Source organism: Beijerinckiaceae bacterium (genome assembly GCA_004564215.1).
In the GTDB taxonomy this organism is placed as follows: Bacteria; Pseudomonadota; Alphaproteobacteria; order Rhizobiales; family Beijerinckiaceae; genus Methylocapsa.
Genome location: CP024846.1, coordinates 1,584,657 through 1,602,990, shown reverse-complemented (window position 1 = coordinate 1,602,990; position 18,334 = coordinate 1,584,657). Strand labels below are relative to the sequence as shown.

15 protein-coding genes are annotated in these 18,334 nt (G+C 58.8%); 8 read left to right on the top strand and 7 right to left on the bottom strand.

The window, feature by feature from the left end; translation table 11 throughout:
- The first annotated feature begins 40 nt into the window (after nucleotides 1-40).
- The 4 genes from CU048_07545 to CU048_07530 all read left to right on the top strand — a co-directional run bounded on the left by CU048_07545 (nucleotide 41) and on the right by CU048_07530 (nucleotide 4,819).
- Complete coding sequence (locus CU048_07545; GenBank protein ID QBR71160.1) at nucleotides 41-562, top strand: transcriptional regulator; 522 nt, start codon at nucleotides 41-43, stop codon at nucleotides 560-562.
- A 399-nt stretch (nucleotides 563-961) separates the two neighbouring features.
- Nucleotides 962-1,960 (top strand): hemolysin D, encoded by a 999-nt coding sequence (locus tag CU048_07540; protein QBR72746.1) that lies wholly within the window; start codon nucleotides 962-964, stop codon nucleotides 1,958-1,960.
- Complete coding sequence (locus tag CU048_07535) at nucleotides 1,957-3,555, top strand: EmrB/QacA family drug resistance transporter (protein ID QBR71159.1); 1,599 nt, start codon at nucleotides 1,957-1,959, stop codon at nucleotides 3,553-3,555. Before CU048_07540 ends, CU048_07535 begins: the two co-directional genes overlap by 4 nt.
- Before the next feature lie 40 nt (nucleotides 3,556-3,595).
- A complete protein-coding gene (locus CU048_07530; protein QBR71158.1) occupies nucleotides 3,596-4,819 on the top strand; it encodes a beta-ketoacyl-[acyl-carrier-protein] synthase I in 1,224 nt (407 codons plus the stop codon).
- 64 nt (nucleotides 4,820-4,883) lie between these two features.
- Here the strand turns inward: CU048_07530 and CU048_07525 are convergent, their stop codons facing one another.
- The 3 genes from CU048_07525 to CU048_07515 all read right to left on the bottom strand — a co-directional run bounded on the left by CU048_07525 (nucleotide 4,884) and on the right by CU048_07515 (nucleotide 11,123).
- On the bottom strand, nucleotides 4,884-8,855 hold the full coding sequence (locus tag CU048_07525; protein ID QBR71157.1) for a hypothetical protein: 3,972 nt from the start codon (nucleotides 8,853-8,855) through the stop codon (nucleotides 4,884-4,886).
- Nucleotides 8,822-9,901 carry an AI-2E family transporter gene (locus CU048_07520; GenBank protein QBR71156.1) on the bottom strand — a complete coding sequence of 360 codons (1,080 nt, stop codon included), beginning with the start codon at nucleotides 9,899-9,901 and terminating at the stop codon, nucleotides 8,822-8,824. The genes CU048_07525 and CU048_07520 overlap by 34 nt, the downstream gene beginning before the upstream one ends.
- A gap of 196 nt (nucleotides 9,902-10,097) precedes the next feature.
- Nucleotides 10,098-11,123: a histidine kinase gene (locus CU048_07515; GenBank protein ID QBR71155.1), complete on the bottom strand. Its 1,026-nt coding sequence runs from the start codon at nucleotides 11,121-11,123 to the stop codon at nucleotides 10,098-10,100.
- A gap of 183 nt (nucleotides 11,124-11,306) precedes the next feature.
- Here CU048_07515 and CU048_07510 point away from each other — a divergent pair, with 183 nt between their 5' ends.
- Nucleotides 11,307-12,140, top strand: a complete 834-nt coding sequence (locus CU048_07510) for a Crp/Fnr family transcriptional regulator (GenBank protein ID QBR71154.1) — start codon at nucleotides 11,307-11,309, stop codon at nucleotides 12,138-12,140.
- Nucleotides 12,141-12,183: 43 nt separating this feature from the next.
- Here the strand turns inward: CU048_07510 and CU048_07505 are convergent, their stop codons facing one another.
- Both CU048_07505 and CU048_07500 read right to left on the bottom strand, forming a co-directional pair.
- Nucleotides 12,184-12,357, bottom strand: a complete 174-nt coding sequence (locus CU048_07505) for a DUF1328 domain-containing protein (protein QBR71153.1) — start codon at nucleotides 12,355-12,357, stop codon at nucleotides 12,184-12,186.
- A 232-nt stretch (nucleotides 12,358-12,589) separates the two neighbouring features.
- The gene (locus CU048_07500) at nucleotides 12,590-12,805 is read right to left on the bottom strand and encodes a CsbD family protein (GenBank protein QBR71152.1); all 216 of its coding nucleotides are present in this window, start codon (nucleotides 12,803-12,805) and stop codon (nucleotides 12,590-12,592) included.
- Nucleotides 12,806-13,002: 197 nt separating this feature from the next.
- Here CU048_07500 and CU048_07495 point away from each other — a divergent pair, with 197 nt between their 5' ends.
- A complete protein-coding gene (locus CU048_07495) occupies nucleotides 13,003-13,461 on the top strand; it encodes a hypothetical protein (protein QBR71151.1) in 459 nt (152 codons plus the stop codon).
- A 209-nt stretch (nucleotides 13,462-13,670) separates the two neighbouring features.
- Here the strand turns inward: CU048_07495 and CU048_07490 are convergent, their stop codons facing one another.
- Nucleotides 13,671-14,642, bottom strand: coding sequence for a hypothetical protein (locus CU048_07490; protein ID QBR71150.1), 972 nt, complete (start codon nucleotides 14,640-14,642; stop codon nucleotides 13,671-13,673).
- The gene (locus CU048_07485; GenBank protein QBR72745.1) at nucleotides 14,639-15,157 is read right to left on the bottom strand and encodes an MxaD protein; all 519 of its coding nucleotides are present in this window, start codon (nucleotides 15,155-15,157) and stop codon (nucleotides 14,639-14,641) included. Before CU048_07485 ends, CU048_07490 begins: the two co-directional genes overlap by 4 nt.
- 300 nt (nucleotides 15,158-15,457) lie before the next feature.
- Between CU048_07485 and CU048_07480 the strand changes: the two genes are divergently transcribed.
- Complete coding sequence (locus CU048_07480) at nucleotides 15,458-16,093, top strand: DNA-binding response regulator (protein QBR71149.1); 636 nt, start codon at nucleotides 15,458-15,460, stop codon at nucleotides 16,091-16,093.
- Between the two features lie 226 nt (nucleotides 16,094-16,319).
- Entirely contained in the window at nucleotides 16,320-18,206 is a 1,887-nt protein-coding gene (locus tag CU048_07475) for a PQQ-dependent dehydrogenase, methanol/ethanol family (GenBank protein ID QBR72744.1), read from the top strand.
- Nucleotides 18,207-18,334 lie beyond the last annotated feature (128 nt).

Below are 18,334 nucleotides of genomic sequence, written 5' to 3'. Positions count from 1 at the left end.
TAGCTTGCACAGTAAAAGCAATGTGTTACAATGCTTGTCCATGACCCGTCGAACCAATTTTGGCGCAATGGAATGCCCTGTCGCCCGCTCGCTCGAATGCGTGGGCGAATGGTGGAGCATTCTTATTTTGCGCGACGCCTTTCAGGGCCTTACGAAATTCGACGAGTTCGAGAAAAGCCTAGGCATAGCGCCCAATATGCTGACGCGGCGGCTCAAACATTTGACCGCCAATGGCATGCTAAAAACGCGGCTCTATTCGAAACGCCCGCCCCGCCACGAGTATCTGCTGACCCAGAAGAGCCGGGATTTTTTCCCGGTGCTTGTGGCCCTTTTGGGGTGGGCCAATAAGCACCTTGCGTCTCGCGGCGTCTCATTGCAACTGGCAGACCGCGACTCCCTCGCGACTTTCGAGCCGATCGTGGTCAATGATCAGGGCAATCCGGTCTCGCTTTCCAATATTGTTCTGCTGCCGGGGGTGGCGGCTTCCGCCGAAATGCACCGAAGGCTGGAGACGGTGAAGGCTTTGCGTCCCGAACGGTCTCAAAAGCGCACCAGCGTCTAAGGCGCGCCAAGCCCAAAGCCGGATCCCTGCTAACGGTGCGCTTGGCGAGCCGTCCCAATCGCGACCAATTCATGGGGTTTGATCGCCCGGCAGGCGATGCCTGAATGCGGGCGCACGTGCGCAGTAACTTGCATATTGATAGTTACAAGTCTACAGTACCGGCCTGTGATAGAGGTGCGTCAGCTAAGACTGATCGCTGGGACGCGGCGGCAAAAAGTCCCCCATAGCCTCGGCGAGGCGCCAAGATGTGTTGCCGCCTGGGAGTATGCCGTGAGCAGCGATCTTCTCGACCGCCTCGTGGAAGCCGGCCCGGACGTCGCGAGGGTCAAGGCCGAGCCGGTGACAAAGCCGAAGCTGCGCCACCGAGCCGCGTTCCTGGCTGGTTTGGTATTGGTTGCGATGATCGTCGGCTGGTACGGCTATGACTGGTGGAAGGTCGGCCGTTTTATCGAGAGCACCGATGATGCTTACGTTGGCGCCGAGGTCACGACGATCGCGGCCAAAGTGTCCGGGCTGATCGCGCAAATCCCCGTAACCGACAATCAATTCGTGCGCGCGGGCGATCTCCTGGTCAGGCTGGATGATCGCGATTATCGGGCCGCCGTCGCGAAGGCCGAGGCGGCGGTCGGTGCGCAGGAAGCCGCCTTGGTCAACATCGAAGCCATGCGCTCGCTTCAGGAATCCTTGATTAGCCAGGCGCGCGCCGACATCGACGCGATGGCGGCAGAAGCGGTTCGCGCGCGAAGCGATCAAACGCGGTACCGAGCGCTGGCCGCCGCCGCCGCCGGCTCTCTCCAGAACTTTGAAAAAGCCGATGCGGAAGCCAAGAAAGCGCTGGCGGGTGAGGCGAAGGCGCATGCCGCGCTGCAAGCCTCATTGCGCCAAATCGCGGTCCTCGACGCGCAAAAGAACCAAGTCATGGCGGCCCGCCAGCAAGCGATTGCCGAGCGTGACCTTGCCCGTTTGAATCTTGGTTTTACCGAGCTACGGGCGCCGATCGATGGCTTCGTCGGCAATCGAAGCGGCCGGGTCGGCGGCTACGCGGCTACGGGCACGCAGCTCCTGGCGATTGTCCCGGCGCAGGGCCTTTGGGTCGACGCAAATTTCAAGGAAAGCCAGATCGCCCAGATGAACCCCGGACAAAAAGTCAGGGTGTTTGCCGACATATTGCCGGATGAGACATTCGTGGGCCATGTCGAAAGCCTGGCTCCGGCCACCGGCGCCCAATTCAGCATTCTGCCGCCGGAAAACGCGACCGGCAACTTCACCAAGATTGTCCAGCGCGTGCCCGTGCGGATCAGGCTCGACGGAGAAGGATCCGTGCTGGGGCGCTTGCGACCTGGCCTTTCCGTGACCGCGAAGGTCGACCTTCGTGCCCCGGAGGAGTCGCGGAAATGAACGTCAACGCGACGATGGACGCCGGGCCGGCTCCAGGGCTGCCCGCGCTTTCCGAGGCCTCGAAAGTCTTCGCCTTCGCGGTGATGTGCGTTGGCTTCTTTATCGCCTTGCTCGATGTTCAAATCGTGAGTTCGTCGTTAAAGGAAATAGCCGGCGGCCTGTCAGCTGGTCCAGACGAGGTCTCGTGGGTTCAAACGAGCTATCTCATCGCTGAGATCATTGTCATTCCGCTTTCTGGTTTTCTGGCCCGAGTCATGTCCACGCGTTGGCTGTTTGCGGCTTCGGCCGCAGGTTTCACGCTGACCAGTCTGCTCTGCGGATGGGCGTGGGATCTGGAGAGCATGATCATTTTCCGCGCGCTGCAAGGATTTCTCGGCGGTTCGATGATCCCGACCGTGTTTACGACCGCCTTCGCTTTTTTTGAAGGGCAGCGCGTCGTTATCGCGGCGGCGACAATCGGCGCCCTAGCCTCGCTTGCGCCGACCTTGGGCCCGACGATCGGCGGTTTGATCACCGACCAATATTCCTGGCGCTGGCTGTTCTTTATCAACCTCATTCCCGGCACCTTTATCGCGATCGTCGTGCCGCTCCTTGTGCGGATAGACAAACCTGATCTGTCTTTGCTGAAGCGCGTCGATTATCCAGGCATAGTCATGATGGCCGCATTTCTGGGCTGCCTTGAATATGTGCTGGAAGAAGGCCCCCGCTGGGATTGGTTCGGCGATGAATCGATCCGCATTTGCACAGTCATTTCGGCTTTGAGCGGATTAGGCTTTCTCTGGCGCGGCTTGACTGCGCCCAATCCTGTCGTCGATCTGCACGCGCTCGGCAGCCGCAATTTTTCGCTCGGCTGCTTCTTTTCCTTTGTCACCGGCATCGGCCTGTTTTCGACTGTCTACCTTACGCCTCTTTTCCTTGCCCGGATCAGGGGATTCGATGCGCTCCAAATTGGCTTTGCAATATTCTCAACCGGTCTGGCTCAGCTCTGCGCTATTCCGGTTTACGCTATCGCCACCAAATTTTTCGATCTGCGGTGGTTAATGATGTTCGGCCTCGCCTGCTTCGGGCTTGGAATGTGGCTGTTCACGCCGATCACCCATGATTGGGGCTGGCGTGAACTGCTGTTGCCTCAGGCGCTCCGTGGATTCGCACAACAATTTGCAATCGCGCCTACGGTAACATTGACGCTTGGTGGATTGCCGCCGTCGAGGTTGAAGCTAGGGTCAGGCCTATTCAACCTGATGCGTAATCTCGGCGGCGCAATTGGGATCGCGGGTTGCAGCACAATTCTGAACGATCGGACCAATCTGCATTTCCTGCGCCTTGCAGAACATCTCCGCGGTACCAACATGGCGATGGCGAAAATGCTGCAAGGGACGAGTCAGAGAAATGCTCTCGCCTTCAATGGAGATGCCTTCCATGCGCAGGCGGCGGCGGTGAAGCGGCTTTGGCTCTTGACCTGGCGCGAAGCCCAGGTCCAGACCTACGCCGATGCATTTCTCATCATCGCCTTTTGTTTCTTGGTTGCGGCGGCGATGGTTCCCCTGATGCGAAAGGTGGCGCCGAGCCGGGCCCCGCCAACGGGCGCCCACTGAAATCGTCATCGGTTCCGCGAAGAGTTTGGGAGTTTGAGGTATGAGACGGGTTGTCGTCACCGGGATGGGGATTGTGTCGGCGATTGGGAACAATAGCCAAGAGGTGCTGGCCTCGTTGCGGGAGGCGAAGTCGGGGATTGTGAAGGCCGAGAAATATGTCGAGCTTGGGTTTCGCAGCCAGGTCCATGGGGCGCCGACGCTCAATCCGGAAAGCATGATCGATCGGCGCGCCATGCGGTTTCATGCCGGCGGCACCGCCTGGAACCATGTCGCGATGGATCAGGCGATCCTGGACGCCGGGCTGACGCCGGCCGAAATCTCCGATGAGCGCACCGGCATCATCATGGGCTCGGGCGGGCCTTCGACGCGGACCCTTGTCGAGGCGGCCGACACCGCGCGCAGCAAGGGGGCCAAGAAGATCGGTCCCTTCGCGGTGCCCAAGGCGATGTCCTCGACGGCCTCGGCGACGCTCGCCACCTGGTTCAAGATCAAGGGCGTCAATTATTCGATCTCGTCGGCCTGCGCGACCTCCAATCATTGCATCGGCAACGCCTATGAAATGATCCAATATGGCAAGCAGGACATCATGTTCGCGGGCGGCTGCGAGGAACTCGATTGGACCATGTCGGTCCTGTTCGACGCGATGGGGGCGATGTCGTCGTCCTTCAACGATCGTCCGGCCGTCGCCTCGCGCGCCTACGACAAGGACCGCGACGGCTTCGTGATCGCCGGCGGCGCCGGGGTTCTGGTGCTGGAGGATTATGAGCACGCCCGCGCGCGCGGCGCGAAGATTTATGCCGAGATCGTCGGCTATGGCCTGAGCTCGGATGGCTACGACATGGTGGCGCCGTCGGGGGAGGGCGCGGTGCGCTGCATGCGGATGGCGCTGGCCAACGTCACGACGCCGATCGATTACATCAATCCGCATGCGACCTCGACGGGGATCGGCGATCTGAAGGAGATCGAGGCGATCCGGACGGTGTTTGGGGCGGGCGAAAACTCGCCGCCGATTTCGGCGACCAAATCGCTGACCGGCCATTCGCTTGGCGCGACCGGCGTGCAGGAAGCGATCTATTGCCTGTTGATGATGCAAAGCGGCTTCATCTGCGAGAGCGCCAATATCGAGGAGCTCGATCCCGCCTTCGCCGACATGGACATCGTCCGCAAGCGCCGCGACGACATGAACCTGCGGACCGTCCTGTCGAACTCGTTCGGCTTCGGCGGAACCAACGCCAGCATCGTCTTCAAGCATGTCGATGCCTGAAGATAAAATCCAAGTCTGCGTTCGACGCTGCCCCACCGAGGCAGGTTACACCCACCACACCCCTTCAAGGCTGTTGCTCGCCTGGAACGTCCTTGCTTTCGCCGAGGATCAGCTCATCGCCCGGGCGGAGATCGCCCGCGATGATTTCCGTCGCGGTTCCATCGTCGAGACCCGGCTTGACCAGGATCGCCATCGGCTTTCCGGCGCGCAGGATCAACAGCGGCGACCAGCCTTCCTTGGGCGCGCCGGCGCCGCTTTCGGCCGCCGATAGCAGCGCATAGCGCAGCGCCTGATGGGGCACATGGAAAACATCTTCGCGCCGCGCAAGCTCGATCTCGATCCTTGCCGTCATGCCGGGTTTCAGCAAAAGTTCGGGGTTGGGCGCATGGATCGCGACATTATAATCGGCGGCGGGTTCGGATGTCGGCGGCGCAGGATCAATCTGGGTCACTTCTCCGGCAAAGCCGCGGTCCGCAAACCCCTCGACGGTAAAACGCGCTGTCTGGCCGGGCTTGAGCGCGCCGATGTCCTTCTCGTTGACCTTGGCCATGAGCTGCAGAGTTGACAGATCCGCAACCAGAAACAGCCGATCCGAGGGGGTCGCTTTCTGGCCGACTTCGACGCTGCGCGAGACGATGGTTCCCTCGATCGGTGAAACAAGATCGGTCGAACCCAGAGCGATCTCGGCGGCACGGAGCGCGGCCTGACGCGCGGCGAGCGCCGCCGCGTCACGCTTCACCTGCGACTGGGCTCGCGTCAAAGCCTCGCGCGATTGAGCGAGTGCCTTGTGGGCCCGCCGCTTTGGCAGCTTCTCGTCGCGCGCGACGGCGGCCTTCGCGGCGTCGAGAGCGACCGTGTCCGTCGCGAGCGTGGCTTTTGCCGCCGAGAGTTCCGCCTTGGCCCGATCGAGGGCGTCCTGAAGGGCACGCGGATCGAGTTTCCCGCAGAGCTGGCCAGCCTTCACTTGCATAGTGACGTCGCAGGAAAGCGACTGGATCGTGCCTGTCCTGCGGGCGCTGACCGGGACCGTCGCGGCGGCCACCAGAACGCCGTTCGCGTCCACGCTGCGGACGAGTGCGCCGCGTTCGAGTGACTGGGTGCGGTACTGGATTGGTGTGTCCCGATACAGCGAGGACAGGATCCAGCCGCCCCCGAACGCGAGCATAACGACGATAAATGTCACAACCGCCGTGCGCCACCCTGAGCCGCGCGTGCGGGTGCTTTGGAGAGCTAGCGCAGTTGGGAACTGGCTTGTCTTGGTGCCTCCCTCAATGGAGGGCATTTCTTGTTGGCCGCCAGCGGCGCGACCCGAAACCAATTTGAGGATTTCGAGAATAATCAAAGGTGTGGCGGAAACAGCAAGGATGATGAGGCAGTCCCGGAAAGGCACGCGCGTTGTTTTGAAAAATGCCGCGAGCAGATCATTATGTTGGCTCCAAACCTGGATGGAAATCGACAGACCGACGACGGCAAGCAAGGTGAGATTTGTACCAATGTTCATGCGCCAAATGGAACGAGTGTCGCTCCGCGCGCCGAACGCGCGGAGGAGTTCGGCAAAGACGAGCGCGGCGAAGGCGTAGGTGCGCGCCGTGTCGACCGTCTCAAACCTTAGGCCGTAAGCGTAGGATCCGAATGACACGCCGGCAGTCAGCACCCCGGTCAGCACCATCATCCCGAGAAAGCGGCGATCGACGATATTCTCCTCTCGAGGACGGGGGCGCTGTTTCATCACTGCGGGATCGATTCGATCGGCCGCGAGGCAGAGTGCCGGAAGCCCATCGGTGACGAGATTGATCCACAGCAAATGGATAGGAAGCAATGGCGCGGGCAGACCGATGACGACGCAGATTGTCATGAGCAACAGCTCCCCGCTGTTCCCGGACAACAAATAGTGGATCGTCTTTCGGATGTTCTCGTAGACCCCGCGGCCTTCTTCCACGGCGGCAACGATGGTCGCAAAATTATCGTCGGTAATGATGATGTCGGAGGCCTGCTTGGACACTTCCGTACCGCTGAGACCCATTGCGATCCCGACGTCGGCGCCCTTGATGGCCGGGGCATCGTTCACACCGTCGCCAGTCATCGCAACCACGGCGTTGTTGGCCTGCCAGGCGCGAACGATGCGCAGCTTGTGCACGGCGCTCACCCGCGCATAGACAGAAATTCTGGAGGCAAGGTCGCGGAGATTTGCGTCGGTCAGCCCATCGAGGTCGGTGCCGGTCAATGCCTCTCCGCCACTGTCGATACCAAGTTCGCGGGCGATCGCCAGCGCGGTGCGCGGGTGGTCACCGGTAATCATCACCACCCGAATGCCGGCCGCGCGACATCGAGCCACCGCGTCCTTCGCCTCCGGCCGGGGAGGGTCATAGAGTCCGGCAAGCCCGACGAAAACGAGGTCGCGCTCGACCGTCTCGGCCGTAAGAATATGAGTAGGTTGCGGATCGAAGTCGCGGAACGCCGAACCGAGCACCCGCAAAGCCTTGCCGGCCAATTCAGTGTTTTTCTCGGCGACTTCGTCCCGATCTGCCTCGGTCATCGGGCGGACGCCGTCATCGCCAAGAATATAGGCGCAGCGGGCCAGCAGGAGTTCGGGAGCGCCATTGATAAAGGCGCGCTGGCGTCCGTCAGGCAAGACCCGCACGACAGAGTGGCGCTTGCGTTCGGAGTCGAACGGGATCTCGTGGTGCTTCGGCATATCGCGTTCGAGCTCGTCCCTGCGGACGCCGGCCTTATGTCCGGCGGCAAGGAGAGCGCCTTCCGTTGGATCGCCGATGACCCTCCAGGCGCCATTGTCCCATTCGAGATGCGCGTTGTTGCAGCCGATGAGGACTTCGGCCATCTGCCGCAAGGGGCTTGCATGGCGCTCGTCGGTCATCTTCCCTTCGAAACGGGTCTCGCCTTCAGGACCATATCCTTCGCCGGTCACTTCGTAGCTGTAGCCGGCGATGAACAAGGCACGGACGGTCATTTGGCCGACCGTGAGGGTTCCCGTCTTGTCGGTGCAAATGACGCTGGTTGAACCCAGCGTTTCGACGGAAGCCAGCCGTCTCACCAAGGCGCGCCGTCTGGACATCCGAAGGACGCCAATGGAGAGCGCCGCGGTGACGACCGCAGGCAGTCCTTCCGGGAGCGCCGCAACGGCAAGACTGACCGACGTCAAGAACAGATCGAACGGCTTCGTTCCGCGCACCAAACCGAGCCCGAACAACAAGATGACGACGGCTAGCGTGGCCCAAAGCAGGACACGACCGAAACTTTCGAACTTTTGCTGGAGCGGGGTTCCCTTGTCCTCGTCGGCCTCGGCGATGAGAGCCGCGATGCCGCCGATTTCAGTCTGCATCCCTGTCGCGATCACAACCGCGCGGCCGGATCCCGTCGCGACACTGGTGCCCATGAAGATCATGTTCTCGCGCTCGGCGAGCGGGAGATTGTCCTGGTTTAATGCTTCGGCGATCTTGTCGACGGGCTCCGACTCTCCGGTCAATGCGGCTTCCACGCAGCTGAGCGAGGAGGCGCTCAACAGGCGGGCATCGGCCGCAACGACATCCCCGGATTCAAGTTCGAGGATGTCTCCGACGACTATTTCCCTGGCAGCGACGAGCGATACGGCGCCGTCTCGCCAGACCTTCGCCTGCGGCGCCGTCATTTGCTTCAAGGCTGCCACCGATTTTTCGGCGCTGAACTCCTGATGGAAGCCAACCACGGCGTTCAGGACAACAATGGCAAGAATGGCGAAGGCGTCGATTGCCTCGCCAAGAAGGCCGGAAACGATGCCGGCTCCAATCAAGATCCAGATGACGACGCTGTTGAATTGGGCGAAGAAGATCGCCCAGGGGCTGATGGGCTTGGCCTCTTTCAGCGTGTTCGGTCCGTGCTCGGCAAGGAGTTTCCGTGCAGCTGAGCTTGTCAACCCGGTTGCGCGAGCACCTAATCGGTCAAGGACCTCACTGCCGGTTCCCCAATACCAGGGCTCGCCCTTCGATCGGTGAGGTGTTGTGCTTGTCAAACTTTCGGTTCCGCGAGCCGCGATCTCCAAATATCCAATAGCATGATCGTGATTGTGACCGCCATGGGTCCAAGAATGACGCCGGCCGCGCCGAACAGATAGAGTCCGCCAACCAAGGAAATGAAAGCGGGGACGGTGTGAAGCTTGAGTCCGTTTGCGACCAGCATCGGATACAAAAGATTATCGACGGTGCCGACAACCAGCCCACCCCATAAGAGAAGGATGACGGCCTTGTCCCAGTTGCCGTCGAGGGCGAGAAAAATGGACGCGGGAATCCAAACGACGAACGCGCCCAGGACCGGCACCACGGCCAGCAGAGCCATGACAAAACCCCACAGCAGCGGCGCCGGGAGTCCGAGCCACCAGAACATGAGCCCGCCCAGAGTCCCTTGCACCGCGGCAACCACCACGGTGCCGTAGATCGTTGCGCGAATGGTATCCACGATCTGGCAGAAGAGAATTTCGGTCTCCGCTTGCGATAGCGGCGACAGCTTCATGAGCCATTCGAGTGCCGGGCGGCGGTCCCGAAGAAAATAGAACAGCAGGAAGAATGTGAGCACCACGCCGAGGAGTTGCACCACCGAGCCGCGTACAAATGATGCGCCTGTGTTGGTCAGCCAGGATGCGACGTTCCCGAAAATGGCGGGAAGATTGATCTGTTGCTCGATCCACTGGTCGATCGGCGCAATCCAGGCATGCGCGTCAATCGCACGTCGCCAAGCGCCGCCCTCGACCTGGGTCTGAATGAGGATCGCGCCCTTTGCCGCTTCACTGATGAGCCGTTCGATGACAAAGATCGCCGGCACGACAACAATCAGCGTAACCAGCAGGACCGTGATCATGGCCGAGACATTGGGCATCTTCAGCCTTGTTTCGATGGCCCGCTGAACCGAGACGAACAAGACCGCGAGGGCAAGCGCCCAGGTGAAGGCCGATAAAAATGGCAGGGCCAGGAGATAGCAAATGTAGATGCCGCCAAGGGTCGCCGCCGATAAGATAAGTGCGTGAATTCGATCCCTCGACTCCCCATTGCTTGCGGCCGACACTGTCCCGGACTCGCGCGTCTTTTTATCCATAACACCACCCCCGGCGGTGAGAACGCATGCCGAACGCTGCCCACCGCTGCGGAATTCATGAACAAGAACCCGGATTGGTCAAGCCGTCGGTCATGAGCCGATCGGCGCAGTCCTGGGGGTTTACGAGGCTCGTATGACGCCCGAATATCATGTTCGGGGTGATTGCGTGAGCGGTGTCCTTGCCGTTTAGCTATCTTTACGTCGTGAGACGCTGCAAGGGAACGGATACCTCTATAATCAAACCATCCGCATACCAGTCCCGTGAAATTCGACCGGCCAGCTGCCCGGTCACTGTGGCTTGAGTCAAAAGCGTCCCGAATCCTTCAGTTTGGGGCTGACCTGAAAGCAGGGGGCCGTCAAGCTCCCGCCACGTCAAATTCAGCAGATCGTCTTCGACAAACCAGTCGACATTAACGCGTCCGCGCGGAGATGACAGGGCCCCATGCTTGACAGCATTGGTCGCAAATTCGTGCAAAAGAAGAGCCAGGCTCGTGACGGAGTTTTCGCCGATCGCCAGCTCAGGTCCCGCCGCTATGACGCGCGTTTCCGGCCCCTGGTCCACATCGCAATAGGGAGAGACAATGGTCCGAATTAGGCTCAGCAAAGTTGTCGTACGCTCGCCTTTGACCAAGCCATCGTTAAGGTTGGGTAGCATGAGCTGGTGCGCACGAGCGAGCGCCTCCAGCCGCGTGCGAACCTGGGCGGCAAGGTCTTTCGGTGTTTTGGCCGAGCGCGCGCTTAACGCGACGATGCCGCCCACTAGGGCGAGCAAATTGTTGATGCGATGGTTCATCTCCCGGAACAGAAGCCTCTGTTGCTCCCGAGCTCGTTTGGGCTCGGTAATGTCACGGGCGATCTTTGACGCGCCGATGATTTTGCCGTCGGCGTCCCTGACCGGCGATACAGTCAAGGATATGTCAACCAATCCACCATCTTTGCGCAGCCGAACCGTTTCATAATGGTGGATGCGTTCGCCCTGGCGAATCCGTTCGAGTATGCCAGGTTCCTCGTCTTGCCTCTCGGGCGGGATGAGGATCGTGATCGGCTTACCTATGACTTCTTCCGCGGTATAACCGAAGAGGCGTTCCGCGCCGGGGTTCCACGTGGTGATAATGCCGTCGAAATCCTTGCTGATGATCGCATCGTCGGAATTTTCAACGATCGCCGCCAGCCGCCGCTCAATTTGAGCAGCCCGCGTCCAATCCGTGGGATCAATTATCATTGGGGACCTTGTCGTGCGCCAAGCCGTCGTTCTGGCGCCCTTTGTTTACCGCTTCATCTCCCGCCGGCAGTTGCAAAGGCCGTGGTCGGCCGACTCCCTCGAAGCGGTAGGTTGACATAAAGCTAAACACATCGGCGCCCTGCCTGTCTGTCTACTTGTGCACATAGGGGTTGCCAACCCGGAATATTTGGTAAGCTATTTAATGGCACCCAGGAGGTATTTGTGTCTGACGATCGACCCGCCAATAATCTTTTGCGCACGCTACGTGAGGCGGACTATGCGCTTATAGCGCCGCGCCTGGAGCTAGGGCAGAGCGAGGCGAATGAATTGCTCTACAATCCCGGCGACAATGTCGGGACAGTCTATTTCCCGTGCGGACCAAGCTTGGTCTCTTTACTCGTGAGCAATGAGGATGGGCGCGATGTTGAGACCATCCTCATCGGTCGCGAGGGAGCTGTTGGCGGCATCGTCAGCTTGGGCCACCTGCCGGCCTACTGTCGCATCATAGTCAAGAACGGCGGCAAATTCGTCCGCTTGCCGGTTGACCATCTCGAAGCGGCAAAATCGAAATCCATCACGCTGCATCATTTGTTTGCCCGCTACGCCGATTGTCTGCTGGCGCAGATGTTTCAGGCAACGGCCTGCAATGCGATCCATTCGATCGAACAACGCGCCGCTAAATGGATCATAGCAGCGATGGAGCGCACTGGCGGCCAGGTTGTGCCGCTGACGCAGGAGCAGCTTGCCAGAATGCTGGGTGTCGGTCGCAGCTACACGAGCCGGGTCATGCAGACCTTCAAGGCGGAGAACATCCTGGAAATTCGGCGCGGCTCGCTTCTGATTCGCGATTTCGAAGCCCTGCGGGCGCGCGCCTGCCTCTGCGACGAGAACGTCAAGCGGCATTTCGAGGAGGTGCTTCGTGGCGTCTATCCCGGCGAGGGGACCGACGAACAACGGCGAGGAAAGCCAAAAAAACTGCGGCCAGATTCGCCTCGTAAATCGAGAGGCTATGTCTGACCGCAACTCTCCATCAGGCTCGATTTGCTACGAAACATTGTCGTCACGCACGCCGTATCAAGCTGGCAACCAAGGAAATAACGAACAGGATGATCGCTACCCAAAACAGGATTTTGGCACCTTCCATCGCCGTGCCCGCCACGCCCCCAAATCCTAAGAGAGCTGCAACGACGGCAACGACGAGAAAGACGATTGCGTAATACAGAAGATTACCCATGTGATCGGTTCCTTACAAAGTATCCACCGCGGAAAAAACGCTGGCCGCATCTTTGAGTTCCCCACGGCGAAGGTGGAGCGCCCCCCAATCAAAGCGAAGCTTAATCTCTCGAGCGCCGGTCAGTGCAAAGATCGCGTCGGCCACCAATTATAATGGCCGACGCGATGCCTAGCGCTGTTGCTGGGAAGATACTCCTATAAGGAACTCGACCCAGCCGCGCGACTAAACCAAACTAAAGCTTCTTGTTGGCGACATCCGCGACCTTGTTGGCGGCGTTTTTGATGGCCCCTTTGGCATCCCCTGCGAGCTTTTGCGCCTCGCCTTTGGCTTCTTGAGCAAGTCCTTCGGCCTCAAGTTTATCGGAGCCTACGGCTCTGCCGATCGTCTGTTTCACTTTTCCCGTGGCTTCGTTGGCGACGCCTGAGATTTTATCTGTAGTGCTGCTCATTCTGAATCTCCATTTTGCCTGAATAGATAGGCTGCGTCTGGAACCGGGAAGCACAGGACAAGGTTCCATCAGCGCCTTCGCCTTCGTCGTTGAAGCGCGCGTTCATGTCATCGGGAACCGGTATCGATCTAGCTCGTTATGGACACCTCATCGGCATGTCTTTGGTCCAGATAGAGCAGTTGAATTGAGAGGCGAAAGTGAACATTCATTCCCCTCGCAAGGCAGCCAAAAAGGTTCGTGGCTTTACCGCAGCGGCTAATTACGTCGCCGCCGCATCCGGCAGGCCGGCTGTCTTTGCCGTTGCTGTGCTCATCGTCGTGATTTGGGCGGCCAGTGGTCCGATCTTCCATTACTCCGACACCTGGCAATTGGTGATCAATACGGGAACCACGATTGTGACCTTCTTGATGGTCTTCCTTATCCAGAACTCACAAAATCGGGATAGCGCAGCTCTTCAAGTCAAACTGGATGAATTGATTCGCGTCAGCGAGGCCAAGAATTTTCTGATTGGCATCGAGCAGCTGACAGAAGACCAGATCAAAAGGATTCGGGAAATATGTGAAGCCAGAGCGAGCGCAAATCGCACCGTCGCGCAGAACGACACGAACACGAAGGCAGCATCCTCGTCTTCGAAAAAGCAATTGACCGAGAGCTGAATCCTGGACGCTTGTTTTGTTGCCGCGTCGCTCGCGAGGAGGGCAGAGTGAGTTGGTTGACTGCAACGTCGTCGAGTGAAAGCCGGTGGTTTTCGAACGGGAGCGGATCAACTTCTGAAGACAAAGCAATACGGGAAAGGTGAGCGCTCAATCGGTTCCCACAATAAGCCCTTGCTGGTGTCGACGTGACGTTCGCGAAGTACTATCGATCATCGGTCTTTCGCCGGCAAGACCACGACGTAGCGTGGACCGCTGCCGACTTTGATTTGGGCAATCTCTGTCATGCGCACGACATCCACAACCGAAATCATATCGGAAAACCAATTGGCCACATAGGCTCGATCGGCCGTCGCGTTAAAGGCGACCCCCTCGGGATATTGGCCGACCTTTATCCTGCCGATGATTTCAAACGTTTTCGCGTCGATCAACGACACCGTGCCGGCGGTCTGGTCGGAAACGAGAATCCGCAAGCCATCCGCCGAGACGGCGACTCCATAGGGCATGCCGCCGACGGCTAGTGTCTTCAGAACCTTCAGAGAGCTTGAATCGATAATTGTGAGATCGTGGCTGTGCACATTGGCGACATAGAGCCTGTGGGCTGCCGGCGAATAGGCGATCGCAAAGGGTGCGTGACCTGTCGGCAGGGTCGCCACCGAGGCAAGCGTATCGGTGTTGCGGACACTCACCGTGTCGCCCTCCCGATCGGCAATGAAGAGATGCCGCCCTTCGGCGTCGATCGCAATTCCGGCCGGCGAACGCCCGACCGGCGCTTCGTTGACAATGACGCCATTGGCAATATCGACCCGCGAGACCACATTGCGGTTCCAATCGCCGACGTATAGGGTGCGGCCATCCTTATCGAGGCTCAGACCGAAAGGCGTACCCGGATAGGAAATTGTCTTTTCGACTCTTCCCGTGTCGGTATCGACAACACTGATTTGCCCCTTGTCTGGGTGCGTCGAATAGAGCCGCGTCCCATCTGGCGACAAGACCAAGCCGACGGGTCCCGGTGCAAGAGAGACGATGCGTGGCTCCTGCATCGCGTTCGAGTCGATCAGCGTGATACGCGCAGCATTTTGGCTCACGACACATAAGACATCGGCTGCTCGAACTCCGTTGCCGAATGTCAGTGCGCAAACCGCGCACAGCGCGGCCATGTGCCGAGAGGGTTTGCCCTTCATCCTTTATGTTCGGCAAGCGTTTTCAGATTGTGCAGACCGGTTTGAAAGAAATCGGTCATCGCTTTTTCAGCGGCCTCGTCATTCAGTTCTTCAGGCGGATCGTTGCCCGTATCGCCACGGTAATAGCGCCCGATCCATTCCACCTTCGAATCCCCGCCGGCAGCGGGCTCGACCGTGATCGTCGCGGTGTAAGAACTGACCGGCAACGCCTTCACGTCGTCGTCCACGCGGCGATAGGAGTAGGTCATTCGGGCTGGGTCATATTCGGTCAGACCATCGATGATCTTGCCGCCGCGCTTCAAGGTCAGAACGCGCAATTTGCCCTGGACCGGATCTTCTTGTAGCGCGCTCTCGACGACCTCAGGATGCCAAGTCGACAGCGCAGGAAAATCCGCGATCAGAGCCCAGACCGCTTCGGGTTTGGCGGCGATTATCATGGTCTCTTCAATCTTATGAGGTGTCGGGCCATGAGCTCGCGCCGGCGCGCTGCAAGCGACGCCCATAGCGGCGGCCATGCAAAGACGGAACATCATCCCGAGAGTTGTGAATAGCTTGGGTGTTGACTCCGATAGGCCGCTGAAGGTGTTCATCCTGGTCTCGCTCTCACCTTGAAGGGTAAGCGGACCAGATAGCAACCTAGGGATTAACAAACAACATGAAACTGATAGTATTGAGAGGTCGGATGTTTAGAATAAGTTATGGCGCTACATGAATAAATCCATAAATCAAGGAAACATACCCTATTTCATGGGAAGTTTTCTATCAGCCCCTCCGGCCTGCACTGGTGGAGCTTTTGCCCCTCAGGAAGGTTGAACATGAGCGAGTCTGTCAAAGTGCTAATGATTGAAGATCATCCGATCGTTCGAGACGGGTGCCAGCGCATTTTCAACCGGCGCGCCGATATTGAAATGGTGGAAGCTGTTTCGGCGACGCGGGGCATGGCTCTCAATCGAGACATCCATCCCGATGTGATCCTGCTCGACATCGGCTTGCCGGACACCAGCGGCTTGGACATCATCGCGAAGCTTCTCGCGGATAATGCGCATGCCAAGGTCATCATATTCAGCATGTATGAAGCGCCGCACTTCGTGTCCTGCGCGTTGGAGAAGGGGGCTAGAGGCTACGTCACCAAGAATGACGACCCAAACATGATCCTCAACGCAATTGACAGGGTCCGGGCTGGAGCCATCTATCTCGGTCAGGCGGCTGCCCAGCAGTTAGCGATTGCCAATCTCGCGCCATCCCATGATCTCTTGCATGATTTGAGCGAGCGGGAACGCCAAGTCGTGAGGCTCCTCGGCGAGGGCAAAAGTTTGACTGAGATTTCCGTCGAACTCGCGCTTGGCTACAAGACGGTCGCTAATGCTGTGGTGATCATCAAGCAAAAGCTGGGAATTTCCACCAGCCCGGCGCTCATCAAATTTGCCGTCGAACTTCAATCGAAAGCCTGATTGCTCTGTCGCCTCGATGCGCAGTCCCGCGCAAGGGAGTTTTTCTAAAGTTCTTGGACTCTATCCAGGAATCATTACTTTAATTCACCTTCACACAAGACTTATTGTTCTTGATTTTTACTTGGTGAACCGGACAAAACAAGCCCGCAAATATGAACGCTCCCGCTACCATTTCCTGGCGGAAGGTGAGCGGTGATTGGGGTGGGAACACAAGGATCGGTTCATGATGAAGACTTCTTTACGACACCGGCTACTGGTCTCTGTCTCGTTGGTGGCAGCGATGGCCGCGACCCAACTGACAGCAACCGTGGCGCGTGCCAACGACAGGCTGATTGAACTCTCCAAGAGCAATGAAAACTGGGTGATGCCGGGTCGGACTTATGATGCCGGCAATTATAGCCCGATGACTCAGATCAACAGCAAGAACGTCAAGCAGCTCCGCGTCGCTTGGTCCTTCTCGGATGGTGTTCTCAATGGCCACGAAGGTGCGCCCCTCGTTGTCAATGGCAAGATGTTCGTCAATGGTCCGTTTCCCAACCGGACGTTCGCTCTTAATCTCGACGATCCGGGGAAGATTCTTTGGGAAAATAATCCGAAGCAAAGCGCCTCAGCGCGCGCGGTTGCTTGTTGCGATGTCGTCAATCGCGGTCTTGCCTATTGGCCGGGCGACGGCACGACACCGGCGCTTGTGTTCAAGAACCAACTCGACGGTCATCTCGTCGCGATGAACGCGGACACCGGAGAGACCGTGTGGATGATTGAGAATGCCGACATCAAGGTCGGCGCCACGGAGACGCAGGCTCCTTACGTCGTCAAGGATGAAGTGCTGACCGGCAGCTCCGGCGCGGAGCTCGGCGTGCGCGGCTATGTCACCGCTTATGACGCGCGGACCGGCGAACGGAAATGGCGGGCCTATGCGACGGGGTCCGACAAGGACATGCTGATCGGCAAGGATTTCAACATTCATAACCCCCAATATGGCCAGGCGGGGCTCGGGCTCGGCACATGGGAAGGTGACGAATGGAAGATCGGGGGTGGGACCAATTGGGGTTGGTATGCCTTCGATCCCGGAACCAATCTCGTCTATTTCGGTACAGGTAATCCGGCGCCGTGGAATGCAACGATGCGGCCGGGCGACAATAAATGGACCATGACCATCTTCGGGCGCGACGTCGACACCGGCGAGGCAAAGTTCGGCTATCAAAAAACCCCGCATGACGAATGGGACTATGCCGGCGTCAACGTCATGATGCTGAGCGACCAAAAAGACAGCACCGGCAAGGCGCGTAAGCTTTTGACCCACCCGGACCGCAATGGCATCGTTTACACGCTGGACCGAGAAACCGGCGATCTCGTCTCGGCCAACAAAATCGACGATACAGTCAATTGGGTGAAACACGTCGATATGAAAACCGGCGTTCCCGTTCGCGACCCAGAATACGCGACCTATATGGACCACAAGGGACGCGATATCTGCCCGTCGGCGATGGGCTATCACAATCAGGGCTTCGATTCCTACGACCCTGAAAAGCAGCTCTTTTTCCTTGGCGCAAACCACATTTGCATGGACTGGGAGCCGTTCATGCTGCCGTACCGCGCCGGCCAGTTCTTCGTCGGCGCAACGCTGGCCATGTATCCAGGCCCCAAGGGCAACCGTCAGGGGCTTGAGGGTCTAGGGCAGATCAAGGCGTACAATGCGATCACAGGCCAGATGAAGTGGGAGAAGATGGAGCGCTTCGCGGTTTGGGGCGGAACCATGACCACGGCCGGAGATCTTGTTTTCTATGGCACGCTCGATGGTTTCCTCAAGGCGCGCGATACGCGGACCGGCGAATTGCTTTGGAAGTTCAAATTGCCGTCCGGCGTGGTCGGCTATCCGATCACCTATGAGCACAAGGGCGTCCAATATGTCGCCATTTATTATGGTGTCGGTGGCTGGCCGGGCGTTGGGATGGTCTTTGATCTCGAAGACCCGAGCGCCGGACTTGGCGCAGTCGGGGCCTTCAAGAATCTTCAGCGGTACACCAAGCAGGGCGGCGGTGTGATGGTGTTTTCGCTCGATGGCCACGGTCCCTACGACGATCCGAAGGTCGGCGAATACGACGTGAATTGAGGCCTTGAACCCATAGCTCCGCCATTGCGCCTGCGATGGCGGAGCAGGGCAATGCCAATGTCGTGCGGGACAGCGATCCTTGTCCTTCCTTGTGCGCGCCAAACAAGAGTTTTGTTATGAACCATCAA

What these genes read in the sequence shown, in the direction of transcription:
- CU048_07475 (QBR72744.1), top strand. Translation starts at nt 16,320, where the DNA reads ATGAAGACTTCTTTACGACACCGGCTACTGGTCTCTGTCTCGTTGGTG.
- CU048_07535 (QBR71159.1), top strand. Translation starts at nt 1,957, where the DNA reads ATGAACGTCAACGCGACGATGGACGCCGGGCCGGCTCCAGGGCTGCCC.
- CU048_07520 (QBR71156.1), bottom strand. Translation starts at nt 9,901, where the DNA reads ATGGATAAAAAGACGCGCGAGTCCGGGACAGTGTCGGCCGCAAGCAAT.
- CU048_07540 (QBR72746.1), top strand. Translation starts at nt 962, where the DNA reads ATGATCGTCGGCTGGTACGGCTATGACTGGTGGAAGGTCGGCCGTTTT.
- CU048_07545 (QBR71160.1), top strand. Translation starts at nt 41, where the DNA reads ATGACCCGTCGAACCAATTTTGGCGCAATGGAATGCCCTGTCGCCCGC.
- CU048_07490 (QBR71150.1), bottom strand. Translation starts at nt 14,642, where the DNA reads ATGAAGGGCAAACCCTCTCGGCACATGGCCGCGCTGTGCGCGGTTTGC.
- CU048_07485 (QBR72745.1), bottom strand. Translation starts at nt 15,157, where the DNA reads ATGGCCGCCGCTATGGGCGTCGCTTGCAGCGCGCCGGCGCGAGCTCAT.
- CU048_07480 (QBR71149.1), top strand. Translation starts at nt 15,458, where the DNA reads ATGAGCGAGTCTGTCAAAGTGCTAATGATTGAAGATCATCCGATCGTT.
- CU048_07530 (QBR71158.1), top strand. Translation starts at nt 3,596, where the DNA reads ATGAGACGGGTTGTCGTCACCGGGATGGGGATTGTGTCGGCGATTGGG.
- CU048_07505 (QBR71153.1), bottom strand. Translation starts at nt 12,357, where the DNA reads ATGGGTAATCTTCTGTATTACGCAATCGTCTTTCTCGTCGTTGCCGTC.
- CU048_07515 (QBR71155.1), bottom strand. Translation starts at nt 11,123, where the DNA reads ATGATAATTGATCCCACGGATTGGACGCGGGCTGCTCAAATTGAGCGG.
- CU048_07500 (QBR71152.1), bottom strand. Translation starts at nt 12,805, where the DNA reads ATGAGCAGCACTACAGATAAAATCTCAGGCGTCGCCAACGAAGCCACG.